An 18,991-nucleotide genomic window follows, 5' to 3' on the forward strand; every position below is an offset into this window, starting at 1 on the left:
ATGGCGGGTACACCACGTCTCTTCATCCCGGAGGTCATCCAGACCTCGGCCATGGACTGCGGCCCGGCGGCCCTCAAGTCCCTGCTCGGCGGCTTCGGCGTGCCCGTCAGCTACGGACGGCTCCGCGAGTCCTGCCAGACCGACGTTGATGGCACCTCCATCGATACGCTCGAGGAGCTGGCCGTCACGCTCGGGCTGGACGCCGAGCAGTCCATGCTCCCGAGGGATCAGCTCCTCCTCGAGGAAACCCAGGCCCTGCCGGCCCTCGTGGTGGTGAGCCTCGGCAACGGCAACCTGCACTTCGTGGTGCTCTGGAAGCGGTGGGGCCACCTGGTTCAAGTCATGGACCCGGCGCTGGGGCGGCGGTGGGTGTCCGTGAACGAGCTGCTCGACCAGCTCTTCGTGCACGCGATGCCCGTGTCCGCCGAGGCCTTCCGCGAGTGGGCCGGGACGGAGGAGTTTCTCGCGGGCCTGCGCAGCAGGGTGTCCTCGCTCGTGGGCGGGCCCGTCTCGGAGCGGCTGGTCTCCGAGGCCCTCGGGGACTCCTCCTGGAAGAGCCTGGCCTGCCTGGATGCGGCGGCGCGGCTGGTCCGGACGCTCGTGGATGGCGACGGCCTCCGGCGGGGAGACACGGTGGCGGGGTTCCTCGAGCAGCTCCTGCGCGAGGTGCGCTCGGCCCTGGAGGAGGGGCGTGCCGAGGAGGTCATCCCTTCCTCCTATTGGACGGCGGTGGGAAAGCCGGATGCCGGGCAGCTCATCTTGCGTGGCGCCGTGTGCGTCAAGGCCCGGGGGCTGCGCGGAGAGCGCGGGGAGGATGAGCCCCCGTTGTCGCCGGAAGCTCGAGGCCGCCTTGCGCGAGGCTCCCACCCGCCCCCTGCGTGAGCTGGTGGGCTTGTTGCGCCGGGATGGCGTGCTCACGCCCGCGGTGCTCGCCGCCGTGGGGATGACCGCGGCCGTGGGCGGCTTCCTGGAGGCCCTGCTCCTGCGCGGAGTCATCGACGCGGGGCGCTATCTCACGACCTCGGGGCAGCGGCTCGCCGGGGTCGTGACGCTGCTCGGCTTGCTGGGGGTGCTGCTCATGCTCGAGCTGCCCCTCTCGCTCGGGACGCTCCACCTGGGACGGCGGTTGGAGCTCCGCCTCCGGCTCGCGTTCCTCGACAAGATTCCCCGCCTGGGGGACCGCTACTTCCGCAGCCGGCTCGTCTCGGACATGGCGCAGCGCTGCCATGGCATCCACCAGGTGCGCACCGTGCCGACCCTCGCGGTCTCGCTGCTGCGTGCTTCCGCCGAGCTGCTCGTGACGCTCGTGGGGTTGCTGTGGTTGGCCCCGGGAAGCGCGTTCTTCATCGTCCTGGCGGGTGGGCTGCCGCTCGCCATTCCCCTGCTCGCCCAGCGCTCGCTGCTCGACGCCGATCGCCGGATGCGGGACTTCGACGGGGTGCTCTCGGGCTTCTACCTCGATGCCTTGCGCGGGGCCGTGGCGCTGCGGGCGCACCGGGCCGGGCCCACGCTCTGCCGGGCCCACGAGGAACCGCTGCACGAGTTCACCTCCGCGGCCCGCACCCTGCTGCGCCGTGGCATCACCGCCGGAACGCTCGCCTCGTTCGCGGCCACCGGGGGCTCGGTGGCCATCGTCATGCACGCGCTCTCGCGAGGGCTCCCGCCCGGCGCCGTCCTGCTGCTCGTCTACTGGGCGCTCGCCCTGGTGACGCTGGGCCGGCAGATCTCCGAGGGGTTGCGCCAGTACCCCGCCGCGTCGTCACTCACGGGCCGCATGATGGAGCCGCTGCTCGCTCCCGACGAGGTGGACACGTCCGTCGCGCTGGCCACGCAGCCGCGCCCGGAGCGGCCGGCGGAGCTGGCCCGGGGTGTGGCCCTGTCGCTGCGGCAGGTGGACGTGAAGGCCGCGGGCCACACCCTGTTGAGGGGAGTCGAGCTCTCCGTCCGGCCCGGTGAGCACATCGCCATCGTGGGGGCCTCGGGAGCGGGAAAATCGTCGCTGGTGGGGCTCCTCCTGGGCTGGCACCGGGCGGCCGCGGGGCGGGTCGAGGTGGATGGCGAGCCGCTGGAGGGAGAGGCCCTGTGGCGGCTGAGGCGGGAGACGGCGTGGGTGGAGCCGGAGGTGTCGCTCTGGAACAAGCCGCTGGTGGACAATCTCACCTATGGCGCCGACGCGGCCGAGGTGCTGCCACGGGTGGGGCAGGCGCTGCACCAGGCCGACCTCGTCGAGCTGCTCGACAAGCTGCCCGACGGACTCCAGACCCGGTTGGGCGAGGGGGGCGGCCTGCTGTCGGGCGGTGAGGGGCAGCGGGTTCGCCTGGGGCGGGCGTTGCTCCGGCCCGGGGTGCGGCTGGTCATCTTCGATGAGCCCTTCCGGGGGCTCGAGCGGGACCGCCGCACGGAGCTGCTGGAGCGGGCCCGGCGGAGCTTCGAGGGGGCCACGCTGCTCTGCATCACGCATGACATCTCCGAGACGCGCTCGTTCGACCGGGTCCTGGTCATCGAGGGAGGGAGGCTGGTCGAGGACGGCGCGCCCCGGACGCTCGCGGCGCACGAGGGCTCCCACTACCGCGCCTTGCTGGAGGAGGAGGAAGGAATGCAGCGGGCGCTGTCCGGGCGGGAGGGGTGGAGGCGGCTCGTCCTGGATCAGGGCGTGCTCACCGAGCGGCGTGGGGAGGAAGGGTGATGCGCGGGGTGGGAGAGCTGGAGTCGGTGGCCTGGCCGCTGGAGCGCGCGGGCGAGGCCATGGAGGCGTTGGCGCGAGCGGCGCGGTTGCCGCTGCCCCCTGCGCGCCCGGCGCTCCCGCGCGCGGTGCCCGCGGAACCGGGCCGCGTGGGCGAGTGGCTGGACGCGATGGCCCAGACGCTGGGGCTCGAGCTGCAGCCGCACTACACGCGCCACAATGAGGTCGAGCGTGCCCTGTGCCGCGCGGCTCCGGCCCTCGTGGAGATGACGAGCGCCCGGGGGGCCTCGGTGGTCGCGCTGCTCCGCCTGTCTTCCTCGGAACGGACCGCGCGGGTCCTCGCCCCGGATGAGTCGGTGCACGAGGTTCCCCTCTCCTCGCTGACTGCCGCCGCACAGGCCCGTGTGGAGCGTTTCCAGGGGCCCGTGGCCGATCGCGTCCTGGAGCGGACCGGACTGAACGGGCCCCAGCGGCTCCTGGCCCGGCGGGCGTTGCTGGGGGCGCAGCTCTCCCATGTGTACCTCTTCGCCGCGCGCACGCTCCGGTTGCCACCGGGAGCCCGTATGCTCCAGCACCTGCGGGCGCTGAAGGCCGGACGGCGGCTGCTCCTGCTCCTCCTGCTGGCGGCCGTCATCCAGGTGTGTGTGCTCTCCGGCTGGTGGTTGATGGGACGCGGCGCGTTCGAGGGGAGGTTGGACCCGGGATGGCTCTGGGCCTGGGCCCTCATGGGGTTGACGATGGTGCCGCTCCAGGCGGTGCTGGCCTGGGCGCAGGGAACCCTGGCGCTGGAGCTCTCCGAGCTGTTGCGCAGGCAGTTGCTGGCGGGGGCGCTCGCGCTGCCCGTGGACGAGGCCCGGCGTGGGGGAATGGGCGAATTCGTCGGGAGGACCTTCGAGAGCGCGGGGCTGGAGCAGCTCACGTTGACGGGAGGCTTCGCCAGTCTGCTGGCGGTGGTGGACGTGGTGCTGGCGGCGAGTGTGATGGCGACGGGCCCCGCGGGTGGGTACGGACTGGTGGCCCTGGGAGGCTTCTGCGGCGTGCTGGCGGTGCTCGTCGCGCGCCAGTCGGTGCGCTTCCGCCAGTGGACGGAGGCACGGGTCGCCATGACGCATGCCCTCATCGAGCGCATGCTCGGCCACCGGACGCGGCTCGCGCAGGAGCGGCCGGAGCGGTGGCACGAAGCGGAGGACCAGGAGCTGGCCCACTATGCCGAGGTCTCCGAGCAGTTGGATGGGGCCACGGCGCGGTTGTCGGCGCTCGCCCGGCGGGGACTCCTCCCGGTGGTCATCATCGCGACACTCCCCGCCGTGCTCGCGGGGGCCTCGACCGCGAGGATCGCCGTGGGCGTGGGGGCCGCGCTGATGGCGGCGCGAGCCGTGGGGGCATTGTCCGTGGGGGCCCTGGCGCTCTCCGGGGCGCGCGTGCTGTTCCGCAATGTCCGTCCCATCCTGGAGGCCGCCCGGCGCGCCAGCTCCAACGCCACGGGCGGGGCGGCTGCTCCCGCCGCGCCCGAGGCGGAGCCCCCGAAGACCCAGGCCCTGCTCGAGGTGCGCGACCTGGTCTTCAAGCACGCGGGGGCTCCCCGGGCGGTGCTCGAGCGGGCCTCGCTGGCCGTGCGCGCCGGAGAGCGCGTGCTGCTCGAGGGACCGTCAGGCTCGGGCAAGTCCACGTTCGCTTCCATCCTGACGGGGCTGCGAGGCCACGGGTCGGGGCTGTTGCTGCTGGGCGGCCTGGATATGGCCACGTGGACGCGGGACGGGTGGGGCGCGCAGATCGCCGGTGCTCCCCAGTTCCACGAGAACCATGTGGTCTCCGGCACGCTGGCGATGAACCTGTTGCTGGGCCGGTCGTGGCCGCCCACCCCCGAGGACCTGAACAACGCGAGGGTGCTCTGTGAGGAGCTCGGGCTGGGGGAGCTGCTGGCGCGGATGCCCTCGGGCTTGATGCAGCTCGTCGGGGAGCGCGGCTGGCAGCTCTCGCATGGGGAGCAGAGCCGGGTCTTCGTGGCGCGGGCGCTGCTTCAGCGGGCCCGGGTCGTGGTGCTCGACGAGGCGTTCGGTGCGTTGGATCCCGTGACGATGCGCAAGGTGATGGCGTGTGTGGAGGCCCGGGCGTCCACGCTCATCGTCATCGCGCATCCCTGAGGAATTCGGACGGCCGTGTCACATACGTCGCGAGGCAACTCCATCCACCTGGACGTGTCCTCTCCACCCGGAGAGGACCAGCCAGGAGGACTGCATGCGAGCAGAGACCATCATCCGTGCGTGGAAGGATCCGGCGTTCCGCGCGAGCCTCTCCCCGGAGGAGCGGGCGGCGCTCCCCGAACTCCCGTCCGGCAAGCCGGTGACCGAGCTCGGCGAGGACGAGCTGTCGGACGCGGTGGGGGGCGCGCGCCGTTGCCCTCCCCGCGGCAATCCCCACCAGCAATTCACCGACTACCCGTGCAGTGCGATCGACGCCTGTCCCAGCGCCCTGGGCTGCACGTTCGTCACCCCCTGTTGAGGGCCGTCACCACGGGGTGTGGCGGTAGTCCTTGAAGAAGTTGCCCCACACGAACTGGCCGGTGTTCTCCGAGGTCATCACGGGGTCCACCACGCGGGCCGCGCCGTCGACGATGTCCAGCGGCGGATGGAAGTCGAGCTCGTTCTGCTTGCGCTCGGAGTGCTGCGCCGGATCCTCGTCCGTGACCCAGCCGGTGTCCGCCGCGTTCATGAAGATGTTGTCCTTCGCGTAATCCGGCGCGGAGGTCAGCGTCATCATGTTCAGCGCGGCCTTGGCCATGTTCGTGTGGGGATGTTTGTCCGTCTTCGTCCCGCGCGAGAAGCTGCCCTCCATCGCCGAGACGTTCACGATGTGGCCGGGCGAGGAGCGGTCGCGCAGCATCAGCGGCTTGAGCTTGCCGCAGAGGATGAAGGGCGCCACCGCGTTCACCAGGTGCACCTCCAGCATCTCGGCCGTCGACACGTCCGCGAGCTTCATCCGCCAGGAGTTCATCTCCCGCAGGTCCACCTGCTGCAGGTCCGCGTCCAGCCGGCCCTGGGGGAAGAGGGCGCTCGTGTCACCCTCCTGCTCGAGGGCATACGGGAGCAGCGACAGCGCGGCGGACGAGTGGATGCCGATGGCCGGATCACTGCTGCGCCACGTGGGCATGAGCGACGAGGCGTCCTCGCCCGGTCCGAGGGTGGGCTGCACCGACGCGACGCACTCCACGTGTCCGGCGAGCAGCGGGCGCAGCTCCGGGCGGAGCTCATCGATGCGGCGCTGCTCGCCCGCCAGCAGGTGCGCGTAGAAGCCGGGCGGACGGCGCACGGTCTGCGCCGCGTTGTTGATGAGGATGTCCAGCCGGTGGTGCGCCTGCTCGATGTGCCGCGCGAAGAGCTCGACGCTGGGCGCGTGCCGCAGGTCCAGCCCGTGGATGTGCAGCCGGTGCGACCAGTCCGCGAAGTCGGGCTCGCGCGCGTAGCGCTCTGCCGAGTCCAGGGGGAAGCGCGTGGTGGCGATGACGCGCGCGCCCGAGCGCAGCAGCATCAGCGACGCCTGATAGCCGATCTTCACGCGCGCGCCGGTGATGAGCGCGACCTTCCCGGACAGCGGCGCCCGCTGGGTCCGCTTCGCGTAGTTGAAGTCCCCGCACTCGACGCACAGCGTGTCGTAGAAGAAGTGCAGCTTGCGGTACTCCGTCTTGCAGACGTAGCAGCGGCGCGGGACCTCGAGGATGCGCTCCGGGCCCTGCTCCGAGGGCGGCGGCGGAGGAAGCTGCGGCACCGTGAAGACGGGGGAGCGGCGCAGCGAGCGGATCTCCGTCGTCGCGCGGATGACGCGGTCGTGCTCGCGCTTCGTCTCCTTGCGCTCGCGCCTCAGGGCCTTCTGGAGCCGAGACTTCTCGTCGCGATTCGGGTGCACCAGGCGGCCGGCGGCGGCCAGCAAGGCCTTCCGATCCTCCTCGGGGACGCCGTTGAGCAGGATGCGGTGCTCGGCCATCGCCTCCAGGAGGCGCGTGACCTGGTGCACCTCTTCCAGCGACAAGGTGGATCGGGGCTCCCTGGAGGGGGGCAGTTGGGCTTGCTCGGCGTTCTTCATCGCACCGGTGCATACCTGCCGGGGCGGCGGGAGAAAAGGGCTACGGAGGGGCCGGGCCCGGTGGGAGGGAGGGGAGCCGTGCGGCCGGGCACCTGCCGTGGTTCCCATAAGGGTCCACCCCCGCACACTCCAGGCGGCGTTCTGTGCGCGAGTGATCCGTCGTACCGGGGGGCCGGGTGGCAGATGGGAAGGAGAAGGCCCACCCTGGGCATGAAATGACACCGGAGCGAGAAATGGATCTCCTTCCGGCGCCGGCCTCCGTGGCCACGGCGTCCGGTGAACCGCGATTCGGCACCTACCAGGGCGAGCTGCCCGAGGTGGATCTCTCCCGGCTCAAGGGCCGGTGGGCTCCCGCCGCGGCTCCCGCCCGCCTGCTCAAACGCAAGCGCTGGCACTACACCCTGGCGGCCACGCCCGAGGTGCTCGCCCTCTTCGCGGTGGTGGATGTGGGCTACTCGGCCAACGCCTTCGCCGTGGCGTTGGATCTCAAGGAGCAGCGTCCCCTCTGTGACGTGAGCTTCCTGGGTGCCCCCGGCCCGCTGGCCGAGGTGGGCGACAAGCCCGGCGCGGGGCTGACGGCTTCGTTCCGCACCCTCGGCGGGCGGCTCACGGCGCGCCGCGGCGAGGACGATGAGCGCTACCACCTCCAGGTGGATGTGAGCCGGCTGCGCACCGGCAGCCTCCAGTCCTTCCAGTGGAATGGAGATCTGCTCGTGGCCGGTGGCCCTCCGGCGCTGACGGTGATTGCCCCCGTGGAGGGAGATGGCTTCGTCAACGTCACCCAGAAGCGCTGCGGCATGCTGTCCTTCGGCAGCCTCGAGGCGGGCGGCAAGCGCTTCCGGATGGACGGCGGTGTGGGCGGCACGGACTACACCCAGGGTTACCTGGCGCGGCATACCGCCTGGCGGTGGGCCTTCCTGGCGGGCAGGCTGGCGGACGGTACGCCGGTCGGCATCAACCTCGTCGAGGGCTTCAACGAGAGCACCGGCATCAACGAGAACGCCCTCTGGCTGGGCTCCCGGCTCTTCTCGCTGGGCCGGGCGCACTTCGAGTACGACCGGAACGAGCTGATGAGCCCCTGGCGCATCCGGACGGAGGACGGCGCGGTGGATCTGCGCTTCCAGCCCCTCTATGTCCACCGGGAGGACCACGACTTCAAGGTGGTGGTGAGCCACTTCGCCCAGCCGCTCGGCCTCTTCGAGGGCACGGTGCGGGTGGAGGGCCAGACGCACCGGTTGTCCGGGGTTCCCGGCGTCACCGAGGATCAAGACATGCTGTGGTGATAGGCTCGGGGGGCCTTGTCCTCCATCGAGCCTGGGACCACCGTTGGCCGTTACCGCGTCATCCGCCTTCTCGCGCAGGGCGGCATGGCCGAGGTCTATCTCGCCGAGCAGTCCCTCACCGGGGGCATCGTCCGCCCCGTCGCGCTGAAGGTCATCCGGCCGGAGTACTCGGAGTCCGAGGACTTCCGCGAGATGTTCCTCGACGAGGCGCGCACCGCCTGCACCCTCAGCCACCCCAACATCGTCCACATCTACGAGGTGGGCGATGCGGACGGGCTGCTCTACATGGCCATGGAGCTGGTGACCGGCGTGTCGCTCACGGAAGTGGAGCGCGCACTGCGTCAACGGGGCGAGCGTTTCACCGACGAGGCGCTGCTGGCGGTGGGCATCGCCACCTGCGCGGCGCTGGAAGCGGTGCACGAGCGGCCCAACCTGGTGCACCGGGACGTGTCGCCGCAGAACCTGATGCTCTCGGCCGGCGGCACGCTCAAGCTCATCGACTTCGGCATCGCCAAGGCGGCCACCAACCGCAACCTCACCCGCGCCGGCTCCACCAAGGGCAAGGCGGGCTACTTCTCGCCGGAGCAGGCCAAGGGCAAGCTGCTCGACGGGCGGAGCGATCTCTTCTCGCTGGGCGTCACCCTGTACCAGCTCGCCGCGGGCGTGGGCCCGCTGGATGCGTACCCCACCCTCATCTCGCGCAACACCGCGCTGGTGCGGGGTGACTGGGAGCCGCTCTCGCGCGTGTGCCCGGAGCTGCCGCGCGGCCTCGTCTCCGTGGTGGATCGCGCCATGCGCGTGAAGCTCGAGGAGCGCTACGCCGACGCACGCACCATGCGCGAGGAGCTGGAGTCGGTGGCCTTCGCGGCCGGTCTGCCCGTGGGCCCCGGCTCGCTCACGGGCTACGTGCGGGCGGAGGGGGAGTCCGTCTTCGTCTCGAAAACGAGCCCGCGCCGGGCGGCCCGGGGAAGTGCGGCCGCGGCGCCCGCGGTCGTGACGGCCTCACACGCTCCGGCGGCCCGCGGCCTCCCGGGAGGCCGCAAGGTGTGGGCGCCCGTGGCGGGCGTGGTGGTGGGGCTGGCGCTGTCGTTCGCGGGAGGCGCCTTCATCCTCTCGCGCCAGCAGCCCGCGCCCGTGGCGCCGCCCGTGCCCGTGACTCCGGTGGCCACGCCCGCCCCCGTGCCCGCGCCGCCCACGGCCGTGGCCGAGGCGCTAGCGCCCGCTCCAGTCCCCGAGCCCTCCGCACCTTCCGAGCCCCCCGCGGCGGAGCCCGCCCCGGAAGTCCGGCCGGAGCCGCCGAGCGCTCCGGTGGCCGCCGTGTCTCGTCCGAAGCGTGAGCCCAAGCGGTCGCGGGAGCAGGCCCACGCGGTGGCGGCCTCCGCTCCGGCACCCGCCGAGGAGGTGCTGTCGGGCGTGGGCGCGCTGCGCATCGGCCCGGCCCCCGGCTTCCAGGGGAAGGTGCAGGTGAAGCTGCCCGGGGGCGAGTTCGAGGAGCTCCCGGTCGATCGGCGGCGCTGGAGCGCGGGCCGCTACTCGCTGCAGTTCCTCTCCTCCGGGAAGACGTCGAGCTGCGAGGTGAAGGTGCTCCCCGAGCGCCGCGCGTTCGTCCACTTCGACGGCAAGGGCTGCTCGGTGAGCTACTGAGGCTGAGTGGGGATCCACCCGGCACGGTCCGGCGCAATACCTCCGGCGAAGACAGGTGGACGTGGCGGACGAGGTCCCGCCGGTCCCGTGGGAAAGACGCATGCGACTGACGATGTCTCGATGGGCCCTGGGGCTGTGCGTGGCACTGCTGGGGGTGGGGTGTGGGCGCGGGACGCCGAGCACTCCGTCCTGGGAGAAGGAGAACCCGGCGGTGGCCAACGACAACCTCCCGCGCCTGCGGGCTCGCACCTGGCAGAAAGCCACCGTCCAGGTCTTCACCCAAGCGGACTGCAAGGGGACGCCGCTCCTGCAGACCGGCACGAACGACGAAGGACTCGTGGAGTTCGAGCTTCTCCGTCGAGGACGACTCCACCACCACCCTGAGCCTCCGGTCCGTGCGGGCCGAGGACGGGCGTTCCTCCGGCTGCTCCAAGCCCTTCGTCTACACCGAGGACAGCCGCGCACCCGAGGTGCCCTCCTGGGCCGCGGACAACCCCGTGCTGACCAACGCCTCCTCACCCACCCTGCGGGCCTTGGCGGAGCCCGGCGGACGGGTGGCCGCCCACGCCAGCGCGGACTGCTCGGGGCTGGAGCTGGCCACCGCCATCGTGGATGCCTCGGGCGCCGCCTCCCTCAAGGTGCCGGTGACGGCCAACGCCACGAATCTGCTCTTCCTGCGCGTTCGGGACGCGGCGGGCAACCCCTCGGGATGCTCGGACGTCTTCACCCTGGAGCATGACGGCAAGCCGCCTTCCGACGTGAGGCTCCTGGCCTTCACCCCGAAATCCCCCGCCAACCACAACACCCCCGTGCTCTCGGGGACGTCCGAGCCGGGCACCCGGGTCGAGCTCTTCTCAAGCTCCTACTGCTACAACCCCGCGCTCCTCACCGTTCCGGTGGATGCCGAAGGGCACTTCGAAGTCCCCTTCTCCGTGAAGGACGACAGCACTTCCTACTTCGGCGCTCGGGCCATCGACGCGGCTGGCAACACCGGCGACTGCGAGAGCGCGGGCTCCTACGATGAGGACAGCACCCCGCCCACGGCACCCACGGGGCTGGCGCTCTCGCATACCTCGCCCAATTCGGTCACCTCCGTCTCCGTGATGGGAGACGGGCAGACGGGCATGCGGGTGCTCCTCTTCACCAGCGGCGGCTGTACGGGAACTCCGGCCGCCACCGGCTCCGTCGGCTCCTACTTCAGCGTGACCACCTCCGTCCCCGAGAACAGGGCCACGGCCTTCCACCTGCTCACCCAGGACGCGGCGGGCAACCGCTCCCCGTGCGTGGGGCCCATCACCTATGTGCATGACGACGTGCCGCCGGAGGCTCGAGGGCGTGAAGGTGTCGGACGGCCCGGGCGAGGACCTGCGCCACCAGCTCGTGGCCAACGTCGCCGAGGCCCGCTGGGAGGGCTTCACTGATTTGCACGGCATCGTCCAGTACGAGCACTACCTCTCCGCGTCCGCCATCTGCTCCGGCGCTGCTCCGTCCGGCCTGCCCTCGCCTCGCACCACGACGCAGACCACCGCGCGGCTCACCGGACTCTCGCTCTCCGACAACAAGAGCTACTTCCACTGTGTCCGCGCGAAGGACGGGGCGGGGAACTGGAGCCCCCATGTGTCGTCCGATGGCTTCCGGGTGGACCTGTCGCCGCCCGCCGTGTCGGGCACCACGCCCGCGACGGGCTCGTCGGAGGTGGACATCCTCGCGCCCGTGCGTTTCACCTTCAACGAGCCGGTGGACGCCTCCAGCCTCACGCCCGGCAGCCTCACGCTGGAGGTGAATGGCGCGCCCGTGGAGACGACGGTGGCCTGTACCGCTTCGGTGACGAGCTGTGCCTTCACCCCCGTCAGCCCGTTGCCCTACCGCGAGACGGTGCGCGCGACGCTGTCAGCCACGGTGAAGGACACGGCCGGGCGGGTGATGACATCGCCCGTGAGCCTCACCTTCACCACCCGGGGCCGCGTGTGGCAGGCGCCGCGCGAGGTGCGCTCGATGCGGCCCGGGCTCTTCCCGGACGTGGCGGTGGACGGGCAGGGCCAGTCGCTGGCCGTCTGGGTGCAGGGCACCGCCAGCGGGGCCTACCGTCCCTTCGCCAGCCGCTCCACGCCCTACGGGGGTTGGGAGCCGGCGCGGGAGCTCGACACCGTCCACCCGGGGGATGTGGAGCGCCCGGCGGTGGCGGTGAACGAGGCCGGTTTCGGCGTGGCCGTGTGGGAGCTGCACGGCGCGCGCGTGGACCTCTACGCGGCCGAGTACACCCCCGGCACGGGCTGGGGCGAGCCGCGCCTGCTGGACACACGCGCCGAGCCGGTGAGCACGCCGCGGGTGGGCGTGGACGCGGAGGGCAACGCGCTCGTCGTGTGGCGGCAGTCGGACGGGACCGCCGAGAGCCTCTGGGCCGCGCGCCTGGTGAAGGGCGGCGGTTGGGGCGCGCCCCTGCTGCTGGAGCCGGACGCGGGCGCCACCACGGTGCCGGCCCTGGCGCTGGAGGGCTCCGGGCGCGCGGTGGCGGCGTGGCTGCAGCCGGACACCGGAGGCACCGTGCGCGTACGCGCCAGCCGCTACGTCCCCGGCTCGGGGTGGACGCCGCCGGAGCAGGCCGCCGCCTCGGGTGAAGGCACCTCGGTGTCCGCCGCCCTGAGCGCGAATGGCTCGGCGTTCCTCCTGTTCCGGGGCTCCTCGGAGGCCGGCCCGAGCGCCTCCCTCCTCTCCACCCGCTTCGTCCCCGGTGAGGGCTGGAGCACGGCGCCCACCCGGCTGGGGGATGCTCCACCGGGAGGGGATGACCCGGCCCTCGCCCTGGACCGGTGGGGGCGGGCGATGGCCGTCTGGACCCGGCCGAGCTCCACCTTCGACAGCTGGGTCCTCTCCGTCTCGCGCTTCGTCCCGGAGGAAGGGTGGCGGTCCATCCCGCTGGGGACCCGGATGGCCAGCCAGCCCGCGGTGGCGTCGGACGGGCAGGGCAACTTCCACCTCGTCTGGGTGGAGAACACGTATGGAATCGACCAGGTATTCGCGGCCCGCTACCCCGAGGGCGCCACCGCCATCAACTCGCTCGTGGAGATGGAGCCGTACCACGGCGGCACCTCCAAGCGGCCGAGGGTCCGAGCGAACGGTACGGGCGCGGCGATGACGGTGTGGTACCGGGACAATGGCGGGGGCTTCTCCAGCAACCTCGTCTACGCCGCCGCCTACGAGTAGGGGGCTGTACCGCCGCGGGGCTTCCCTGGCCTAGACTGGGGGCCCCGCTTCGGATTCCCCCCCATGAACTCCTGCTCGAGCTGTGGCCACCCCTTTGGCAATGAAGTGCCGTACTTCTGTCCCGAGTGTGGCCAGGAAATCCCGAACAACCCGCCCAACGGCGGTGCCCAGGACTACGGCGCGGGGGACTACGATTACAACCAGGACTACAACCCGGATGACCCCGCGTGGCAGGAGCCACCGCGTCCCTCGCCCCTCGAGCGGCTGGAGGAGCTGCTCACCAAGGTGTCCGTGCCCGTGCTCGCCGTGGCCGGACAGGTGGGCGCCGCCTTCCGCAGCGTGTTGGATGACCCGCGCCTGCGCTCGCACCTGCCGGGCGGCTCGCTGACGCTGCTCGGGCTGGGGCTCGTGGGCCTGGCCCTCGTGCTCTCGCTGATTCCGGCCGTGCCGGGCATCGGGTTCCTCGGCGCGGTGGTGGTGCTGCCGTGGGGCGCGCTCGTCGCCGTGAACGAGTGGCGCCTCCTCAGCCAGCCCGAGGCCCAGGAGCCGGGCATCCCGCCCGTCCGCCCCCTGCCGTCGGCGCTCGCGACCCTTCCGAGGGACACACGCCACCCGGGCATCGCGCAGACCTTCGCCCTGCTCATCTGCACGTGCGCCGTGCTGATGCTGGGCCTCGGGCCCATCTCGCTGGTGTGGATGCTGGCCGGCACGGTGCTCGGCTACGACCAGGGCTGGCGCTACTTCGCGGACAGGGACGAGGACACGGACGGCGTGGATGGCGGCTCCGGTCCACGGCTGCACCGCTGGGTGGTCGCGGGCGTCGTCCTCTGTACCTTCGCGCTCCTGCTCCCGTGGACGCGTGGCACCCTGCATGTCTCGGGGCTGTCCGGCGGAGATCTGCCCCTCTCGACGTACACCCTGTTCACGCTGCTGCTGCTCGCGTGCTCCGCCGTGCGCCACCGCGGCCTGTCCGCCTTCCACCCCCTCCTGCTCGTCCTCGCCGCCATCTGGCTCACGATGTGGTTCGTGCTGAATATGAGCGCCTACTCCGTGGGGCCCTGGTTCTTCCTCCCGGGCCTGCTCGCCGTCGATGCCGCCATCGTGCGCCACCTCACGCTGCCGCGCGGCGGCGGGGAGCGCACGGGCGAGAACCCGGAGCAGCAGGAGCCGGTTCCGGACGTGGATCCCCAGGGGTAGGAACCCGGGGGGCGTGGCACCCTCACCCTGTCCCTCTCCCGAGGGGAGAGGGGTGGTGACTCAGTGGGGTGAGGGATTCATGGGTCGTGGTTCAGCGAGGCTTCGACGCTACGGCTGACGCTTCAGCCAGGCGCTCACCTCGGGCATGGCGCGCTCGCGCAGGGCCACGTCCTGCGCCAGCTTCTCCAGCGTCTGATCCGTGGCCTGCTTCGCCTCCTCCACCGGGCTCGACGTCAGCAGCCTGCTCGCCTCGTCGAGCTGCTTGCGCTCGCGCAGCGCTCCCATCGACTCCACCACCCGCCGCAGCAGCATCGGCGCCCGGCCCGTCCTGCCGAGCACGTCCTGCCAGCGCTTCCGCATCTCCGCCCACCACGCGTCCCGGCCCGTCCGGTTGGCCATCAGCCCCGTCACGAAGCTCGACACGTCCTGCATCTTCACCTTGTCCGTGAAGAAGAGCTTCTGCGCCTCGTCCGCCAGCGCCGGGTCCTCGAAGGACGTCAGCGCCATGAGGTAGCGCCGCTGCGTCGCCGGATCCGGCTCCCCCGGCATCTTCTCCAGCAGCTTCTCGTAGAGCGCCCGGTCTCCCGAGCGCGCCACCATGGCCACCGCCACGTCCAGCAGGTTGGGCTCCAACACGCCCTTGTCCCCGTCCAGCATCCGCATCACCCGGGGCCGTGCCTCGCCCAGCGCCTCCGCGCTGCGCGCCACGCCTCCCACCGCCCTCACCAGCGCCGCGCGCCGCAGCTTCACCCGGTCCGACTCCCCCGGCGCCGCGTTCCAGCCGAGCTTCTTCAGCCCCGCCCCCAGCAGCTTCTCCACCCACTGCTGGAAGCGCTTCCGGTCCTCGCCCTCCACCAGCCGGCCCTCCACGTACGCCAGCCGGCCCACCAGCTCGTCCAGGACGGCGTCGTCCTCCTCGTTGCCGAAGCGGCCCGCCAGGTCCAGGAAGGCCGCCACCGGCGCCTGCCCGCTGCGCACCAGCGCCCACTGGTCCGCCAGCAGCGAGATGCGCTCCGAGGGCGCCAGCGCCGTGACGCTCGCCGAAATCCGCTCCAGCGCCGGAGCGTCGTACTGCACCCGGTAGAAGCCCGTGGAGCCCGCGTTGGCGCACAGCCACTTCACCTCGCCCGAGCCCTCCAGCGTCACCTTCGTCTGCGCCTCGCGCAGCAGCACCCGCTGCTCGCGCACCCCGCCCGCGTCCGAGAAGCGCAGCACCATCGGCACCGGCCAGCGCTCGCCGCTCTTCACCCCCGGCTCCGAGTAGTAGCGCTGCTGCGAGAGCGTCACCGTCCGCCCCTCCAGCGACACCGACACCAGCGGGTAGCCGCTCTGGCCAATCCAGGCGTTGGCCAGCTCCAGCACCGGCTGCGACGAGGCGTTCGCCAGCGCCCGCCACAAGTCATCCGCCACCGCGTTGGAGCGCGCGTGCTTGCGCATGTACTGGCGCATGCCCTCGCGGAAGGGCTCCTCGCCGAGGAAGCCTTCGAGCATCCGCAGCACCGCGCCGCCCTTCTCGTAGGTGATGAGGTCGAAGCTCTCACCGGCCTCGTTGGCGTTGCGCACCTCGCCGCGCACCGGGTGCGTGGAGCGCAGTGCGTCCAGGTGCAGCGCCGCCGCCTTGCCCGCGTCGAAGTCCAGCCACACGCGCCAGTCCGGCTTCCAGCTATCGACGATCTTGTACGCCATCCACGTGGCGAAGGCCTCGTTGAGCCAGAGGTCGTCCCACCACACCATCGTCACCCAGTTGCCGAACCACTGGTGCGCCAGCTCGTGCGTCACCACCTCGGCCACGCGCTTCTGCACGGAGAGCGGCGCGGTGGCGGGGTCCAACAGCAGGGCGATCTCCCGGTAGGTGATGAGGCCCGCGTTCTCCATGGCGCCGGCCTCGAAGTCGGGGATGCCCACCTGGTCCACCTTGCCGAAGGCGTAGGGCAGCCCGAAGTAGTCCTGCAGCCGGGGCAGCGCCGCCAGCGCCGCGTCCTGCCCGAAGCGCGTCAGGTGCGCCTTCTCCGGCAGCGCCCACGTGCGCACCGGAATCCCCTCCACCTTCTCCTCGGGCGTGCCCACCAGCGGGCCGCACACCAGCGCCACCAGGTACGAGCTGAGCACCTCCGTCTCCGCGAAGGTCAGCTTGCGCAGCTTGCCGTCCTCCTCGTCCTTGAGCAGCGCGCCGTTGGCCAGCGTCGTCAGCCCCGGAGGCACCCGCACAGTGAGCGCCCAGCGCGCCTTGAAGGCCGGCTCGTCGAAGCACGGGAAGAGCCGCCGCGCGTCCGCCGCCTCGAACTGCGTCGCCGCCACCTTGCCCGCCGCGTACAGGCCGCGCAGGCCCTCGGTGAAGCGGCCCGTCCACGCCACGTCCAGCGTCGCCGCGCCCGCGGGCAGTGGCTCGGCGAAGCGCAGCACCACCGTCTCGCTGACCTGCACGGGCTGGATTTCCCGGGGCTCAAGGCGCTTGCCGTCGCCACCCCGGAAGGTCACCTCGCCGAGCTGCAGCGCGATGGCGTGGAGGATGATTTCGTTGGAGGGCTTCTCGAGCTTCCAGCTCGATGGTCTGCTGGCCCGTGAAGCTCTTGGCCTCCATGTCGAGCGTCACCGTCGCCGCGTACCGCCGGGGACGGATGGTGAGGGGAAGCCGGAAGTTCTTGTCGTCGGTTACGTGCGCCATAGGGAGCCGACTCTAGCGGGAGTGCAAGCGGGCGCTCGTCAATGAGTGGAGGCGTCATGCGTCTGGCGTCCACCGGGTGACGGCTCGGCCCCGGGGGCTTTTCCGGGATTCGTCGGCCCCGTGACGGCTGGGAGGTTCCCTCTCCCTCTGGGAGAGGGGTAGGGTGAGGGTCTTCCCCCCACCGGTTCGAATGTCCCAGTCCAAGAACCCATCGGACCGAGCCCGCGCCGTGCCGCTGGCCTGCGCCTCCGTGGTGCTGGCCCTGCTGATCAGCCACGGGACGATGCTCGCGCGGCAGCCGGTGTCGCCGGACATCCTCTTCCTCTTCCTGCCCAACGCCTCCTTCCTGCGCGAGCAGTTGCTCCAGGGCGCGCTGCCGCTGTGGAACCCGCTGCTGCTCGCGGGCCACCCGTTCCTGGCCGAGCTGCAGACGCAGGTGCTCTACCCACCGAGCCTGCTCTTCCTTCTCGCGCCGCCCGAGCGCGTCCTGGGCCCCTTCCTCTTCGCGCACCTGGTGTGGCTGGGGCTGGGGACGTGGCGGCTGGCGCGGTACTCGGGGGCGAGCCGCCGCGCGGCCGTGCTGGCCGGGCTCGCCGCGGGCCTCAGTCCGCTGGCCGTCGAGCACTACGCCCACCCGAACATGCTCTGCGGGCTGAGCTGGGTGCCATGGGTGTGGGGCTCGGGGCGGCTCCTGGCGCGCCGTCCCACCCGGCGCGGCATGGTGCTGCTCGGGGTGCTGGTGGCGTGCAGTGTGCTCGCGGGTTCCCCCGAGCTGACGCTGCTCGCGCTGGCCGGGCTCGCGGGGTGCCTCTGGAAGCGCACGCGGTGGACGTTGGGCGCGGTGGGGCTCGGGGCCGGGCTGTCCGCCGCCACGTGGATTCCGTTCCTGGAGTTGCTCGTGCGCTCGGACCGGGGCACGGGCATCGGCGTGGGCGAGGCCACGAGCTTCGCGCTGTCACCGGCCGAGGTGTTGGACCTGGCGCTGCCCTTCGTCCGCTTCGGCGCGGACCGCTCGGGCGCGCAGAGCTTCCAATCGGTGCTCTTCGTGGGCGCGAGCATCCTGCTCCTGGCGGCCTTCGGGCTGTGGCGGCGCAAGCGGCTCGCGGTGGTGTGCGGGGTGCTCGTGCTGCTGGCGCTCGGGGACGCGGGAGGGCTCTTCACGGCGTTCCACCGGTGGGTGCCGGGCGCGGGCCTGTTCCGCTTTCCCATCAAGTTCCTCTCGCCGCTGCCGGTGCTGCTGGCGCTGGCGCTGGCCTCGGGCTTCTCCGCGTGGGAGCGGGGGAGGCCGGCCACCACGCGGCGGCCGGGGGCGGTGTTCGCCATGGTGGGCCTGCTGGGCGCGTGTGCCCTGGCGGTGGCGGGCGCGGGAGCGGGCTGGGCGGTGAGTCTGGCGTGGGTGGGGCTGATGGGCGGCGCGCTGTTGGCCTCGCGGCGGCTGGCTCCGGCCCCGCGCGGGTGGGCGGTGGCGGCCGTCATCGTCCTCGAGTGCGCGGTGTTCCAGCAGGGCGTGGGGACGCTGGCGAACCGGAGTGGAGGCGCGCCGTGCCGTCCGTCTCCTGATTTCCGGCCCGAGGGCCGCGTGGCCTATGACATCGACTGGGGACGGGTGGACGTCGCGCACCGGGCGGAGGCGTGCGAGGTGGGCGTGCCCAACGCGAACATGGCGGGAGGCTTCGCCGCGCTCGAGGGTTTCGTGGTGCCCGCGCCCGCGTACGTGAAGCGGCTGGTGCGCGAGGAGCCGGAGCGGGCGGCGGCGCTGCTCGGCGCGGCGGTGGTGGTCATCGACGACGAGGCGAAGCGCGCGGCGTACCCGGGAGAGGTGCTGTTCCAGAATGAGAGCTACCTGGCGGTGAGGTTGGGGCGGCCAGGGCGGGCGCTGCTGGAGTCGGGCGGGGAGCGGCTGGAATTGGAGCCCGAGGTGGACACGCCTTCGCGGCTGGCCTTCGTGCTGCCCCGGGGCGGCGAGCGGCTCACGGTGCGGGATGCGTGGTTCCCCGGATGGGAGGCGGAGGCGGACGGGCGGCCGGTGCCAGTGCTCGAGGCCGAGGGGCTGCGAGCCGTCGCGTTGCGAGGGGACGAGCGGCGGGTGGAGCTGCGCTACCGCCCGGGTTCCTTCCGCACGGGGCTGACGGTGTCGCTCGTGAGCCTGGGGGTGCTGGGATTGCTGTGCCTTCGTTCTGGGCGGCGAAATCACACCAGGGGCAATGCATTGATGTCCCAAAACTGACAACTGCT

At 72.0% G+C, this 18,991-nt stretch carries 11 protein-coding genes and 1 pseudogene; 10 read left to right on the plus strand and 2 right to left on the minus strand.

Annotated features, from left to right (window positions below; genetic code table 11):
- The 4 genes from ACN28I_RS34860 to ACN28I_RS34875 all read left to right on the plus strand — a co-directional run bounded on the left by ACN28I_RS34860 (position 1) and on the right by ACN28I_RS34875 (position 5,185).
- A complete protein-coding gene (locus tag ACN28I_RS34860; RefSeq protein WP_420946220.1) occupies positions 1-882 on the plus strand; it encodes a cysteine peptidase family C39 domain-containing protein in 882 nt (293 codons plus the stop codon).
- On the plus strand, positions 815-2,686 hold the full coding sequence (locus tag ACN28I_RS34865) for an ATP-binding cassette domain-containing protein (protein WP_420946221.1): 1,872 nt from the start codon (positions 815-817) through the stop codon (positions 2,684-2,686). The genes ACN28I_RS34860 and ACN28I_RS34865 overlap by 68 nt, the downstream gene beginning before the upstream one ends.
- Positions 2,686-4,827 carry an ATP-binding cassette domain-containing protein gene (locus ACN28I_RS34870; protein WP_420946222.1) on the plus strand — a complete coding sequence of 714 codons (2,142 nt, stop codon included), beginning with the start codon at positions 2,686-2,688 and terminating at the stop codon, positions 4,825-4,827. The genes ACN28I_RS34865 and ACN28I_RS34870 overlap by 1 nt, the downstream gene beginning before the upstream one ends.
- A gap of 94 nt (positions 4,828-4,921) precedes the next feature.
- A complete protein-coding gene (locus tag ACN28I_RS34875; RefSeq protein ID WP_420946223.1) occupies positions 4,922-5,185 on the plus strand; it encodes a mersacidin/lichenicidin family type 2 lantibiotic in 264 nt (87 codons plus the stop codon).
- Between the two features lie 6 nt (positions 5,186-5,191).
- Here the strand turns inward: ACN28I_RS34875 and ACN28I_RS34880 are convergent, their stop codons facing one another.
- A complete protein-coding gene (locus ACN28I_RS34880; RefSeq protein WP_420946224.1) occupies positions 5,192-6,763 on the minus strand; it encodes an SDR family NAD(P)-dependent oxidoreductase in 1,572 nt (523 codons plus the stop codon).
- A gap of 215 nt (positions 6,764-6,978) precedes the next feature.
- Here ACN28I_RS34880 and ACN28I_RS34885 point away from each other — a divergent pair, with 215 nt between their 5' ends.
- From ACN28I_RS34885 to ACN28I_RS34905, 5 genes are all read left to right on the plus strand, one after another.
- Entirely contained in the window at positions 6,979-8,046 is a 1,068-nt protein-coding gene (locus ACN28I_RS34885) for a DUF2804 domain-containing protein (RefSeq protein ID WP_420946225.1), read from the plus strand.
- 15 nt (positions 8,047-8,061) lie between these two features.
- Positions 8,062-9,690: a serine/threonine-protein kinase gene (locus tag ACN28I_RS34890; RefSeq protein ID WP_420946226.1), complete on the plus strand. Its 1,629-nt coding sequence runs from the start codon at positions 8,062-8,064 to the stop codon at positions 9,688-9,690.
- Between the two features lie 395 nt (positions 9,691-10,085).
- Positions 10,086-11,111, plus strand: a complete 1,026-nt coding sequence (locus tag ACN28I_RS34895; protein ID WP_420946227.1) for a hypothetical protein — start codon at positions 10,086-10,088, stop codon at positions 11,109-11,111.
- Entirely contained in the window at positions 11,026-12,894 is a 1,869-nt protein-coding gene (locus ACN28I_RS34900) for an Ig-like domain-containing protein (protein WP_420946228.1), read from the plus strand. Before ACN28I_RS34895 ends, ACN28I_RS34900 begins: the two co-directional genes overlap by 86 nt.
- A 63-nt stretch (positions 12,895-12,957) precedes the next feature.
- A complete protein-coding gene (locus ACN28I_RS34905; protein ID WP_420946229.1) occupies positions 12,958-14,091 on the plus strand; it encodes a hypothetical protein in 1,134 nt (377 codons plus the stop codon).
- A 108-nt stretch (positions 14,092-14,199) separates the two neighbouring features.
- Here ACN28I_RS34905 and ACN28I_RS34910 read toward each other — a convergent pair.
- Positions 14,200-16,756 (minus strand): annotated as a pseudogene (locus tag ACN28I_RS34910) (M1 family metallopeptidase).
- Positions 16,757-16,946: 190 nt separating this feature from the next.
- On the opposite strand from ACN28I_RS34910, the gene ACN28I_RS34915 reads away from it, so the two are divergent.
- On the plus strand, positions 16,947-18,983 hold the full coding sequence (locus ACN28I_RS34915; RefSeq protein WP_420946230.1) for a hypothetical protein: 2,037 nt from the start codon (positions 16,947-16,949) through the stop codon (positions 18,981-18,983).
- Positions 18,984-18,991 lie beyond the last annotated feature (8 nt).

Origin of the sequence: Archangium gephyra (assembly GCF_049060025.1) — a bacterium.
Lineage (GTDB): Bacteria > Myxococcota > Myxococcia > Myxococcales > Myxococcaceae > Archangium > Archangium gephyra_A.

What these genes read in the sequence shown, in the direction of transcription:
- ACN28I_RS34860 (WP_420946220.1), top strand. Translation starts at nt 1, where the DNA reads ATGGCGGGTACACCACGTCTCTTCATCCCGGAGGTCATCCAGACCTCG.
- ACN28I_RS34865 (WP_420946221.1), top strand. Translation starts at nt 815, where the DNA reads ATGAGCCCCCGTTGTCGCCGGAAGCTCGAGGCCGCCTTGCGCGAGGCT.
- ACN28I_RS34870 (WP_420946222.1), top strand. Translation starts at nt 2,686, where the DNA reads ATGCGCGGGGTGGGAGAGCTGGAGTCGGTGGCCTGGCCGCTGGAGCGC.
- ACN28I_RS34875 (WP_420946223.1), top strand. Translation starts at nt 4,922, where the DNA reads ATGCGAGCAGAGACCATCATCCGTGCGTGGAAGGATCCGGCGTTCCGC.
- ACN28I_RS34880 (WP_420946224.1), bottom strand. Translation starts at nt 6,763, where the DNA reads ATGAAGAACGCCGAGCAAGCCCAACTGCCCCCCTCCAGGGAGCCCCGA.
- ACN28I_RS34885 (WP_420946225.1), top strand. Translation starts at nt 6,979, where the DNA reads ATGACACCGGAGCGAGAAATGGATCTCCTTCCGGCGCCGGCCTCCGTG.
- ACN28I_RS34905 (WP_420946229.1), top strand. Translation starts at nt 12,958, where the DNA reads ATGAACTCCTGCTCGAGCTGTGGCCACCCCTTTGGCAATGAAGTGCCG.
- ACN28I_RS34915 (WP_420946230.1), top strand. Translation starts at nt 16,947, where the DNA reads ATGTCCCAGTCCAAGAACCCATCGGACCGAGCCCGCGCCGTGCCGCTG.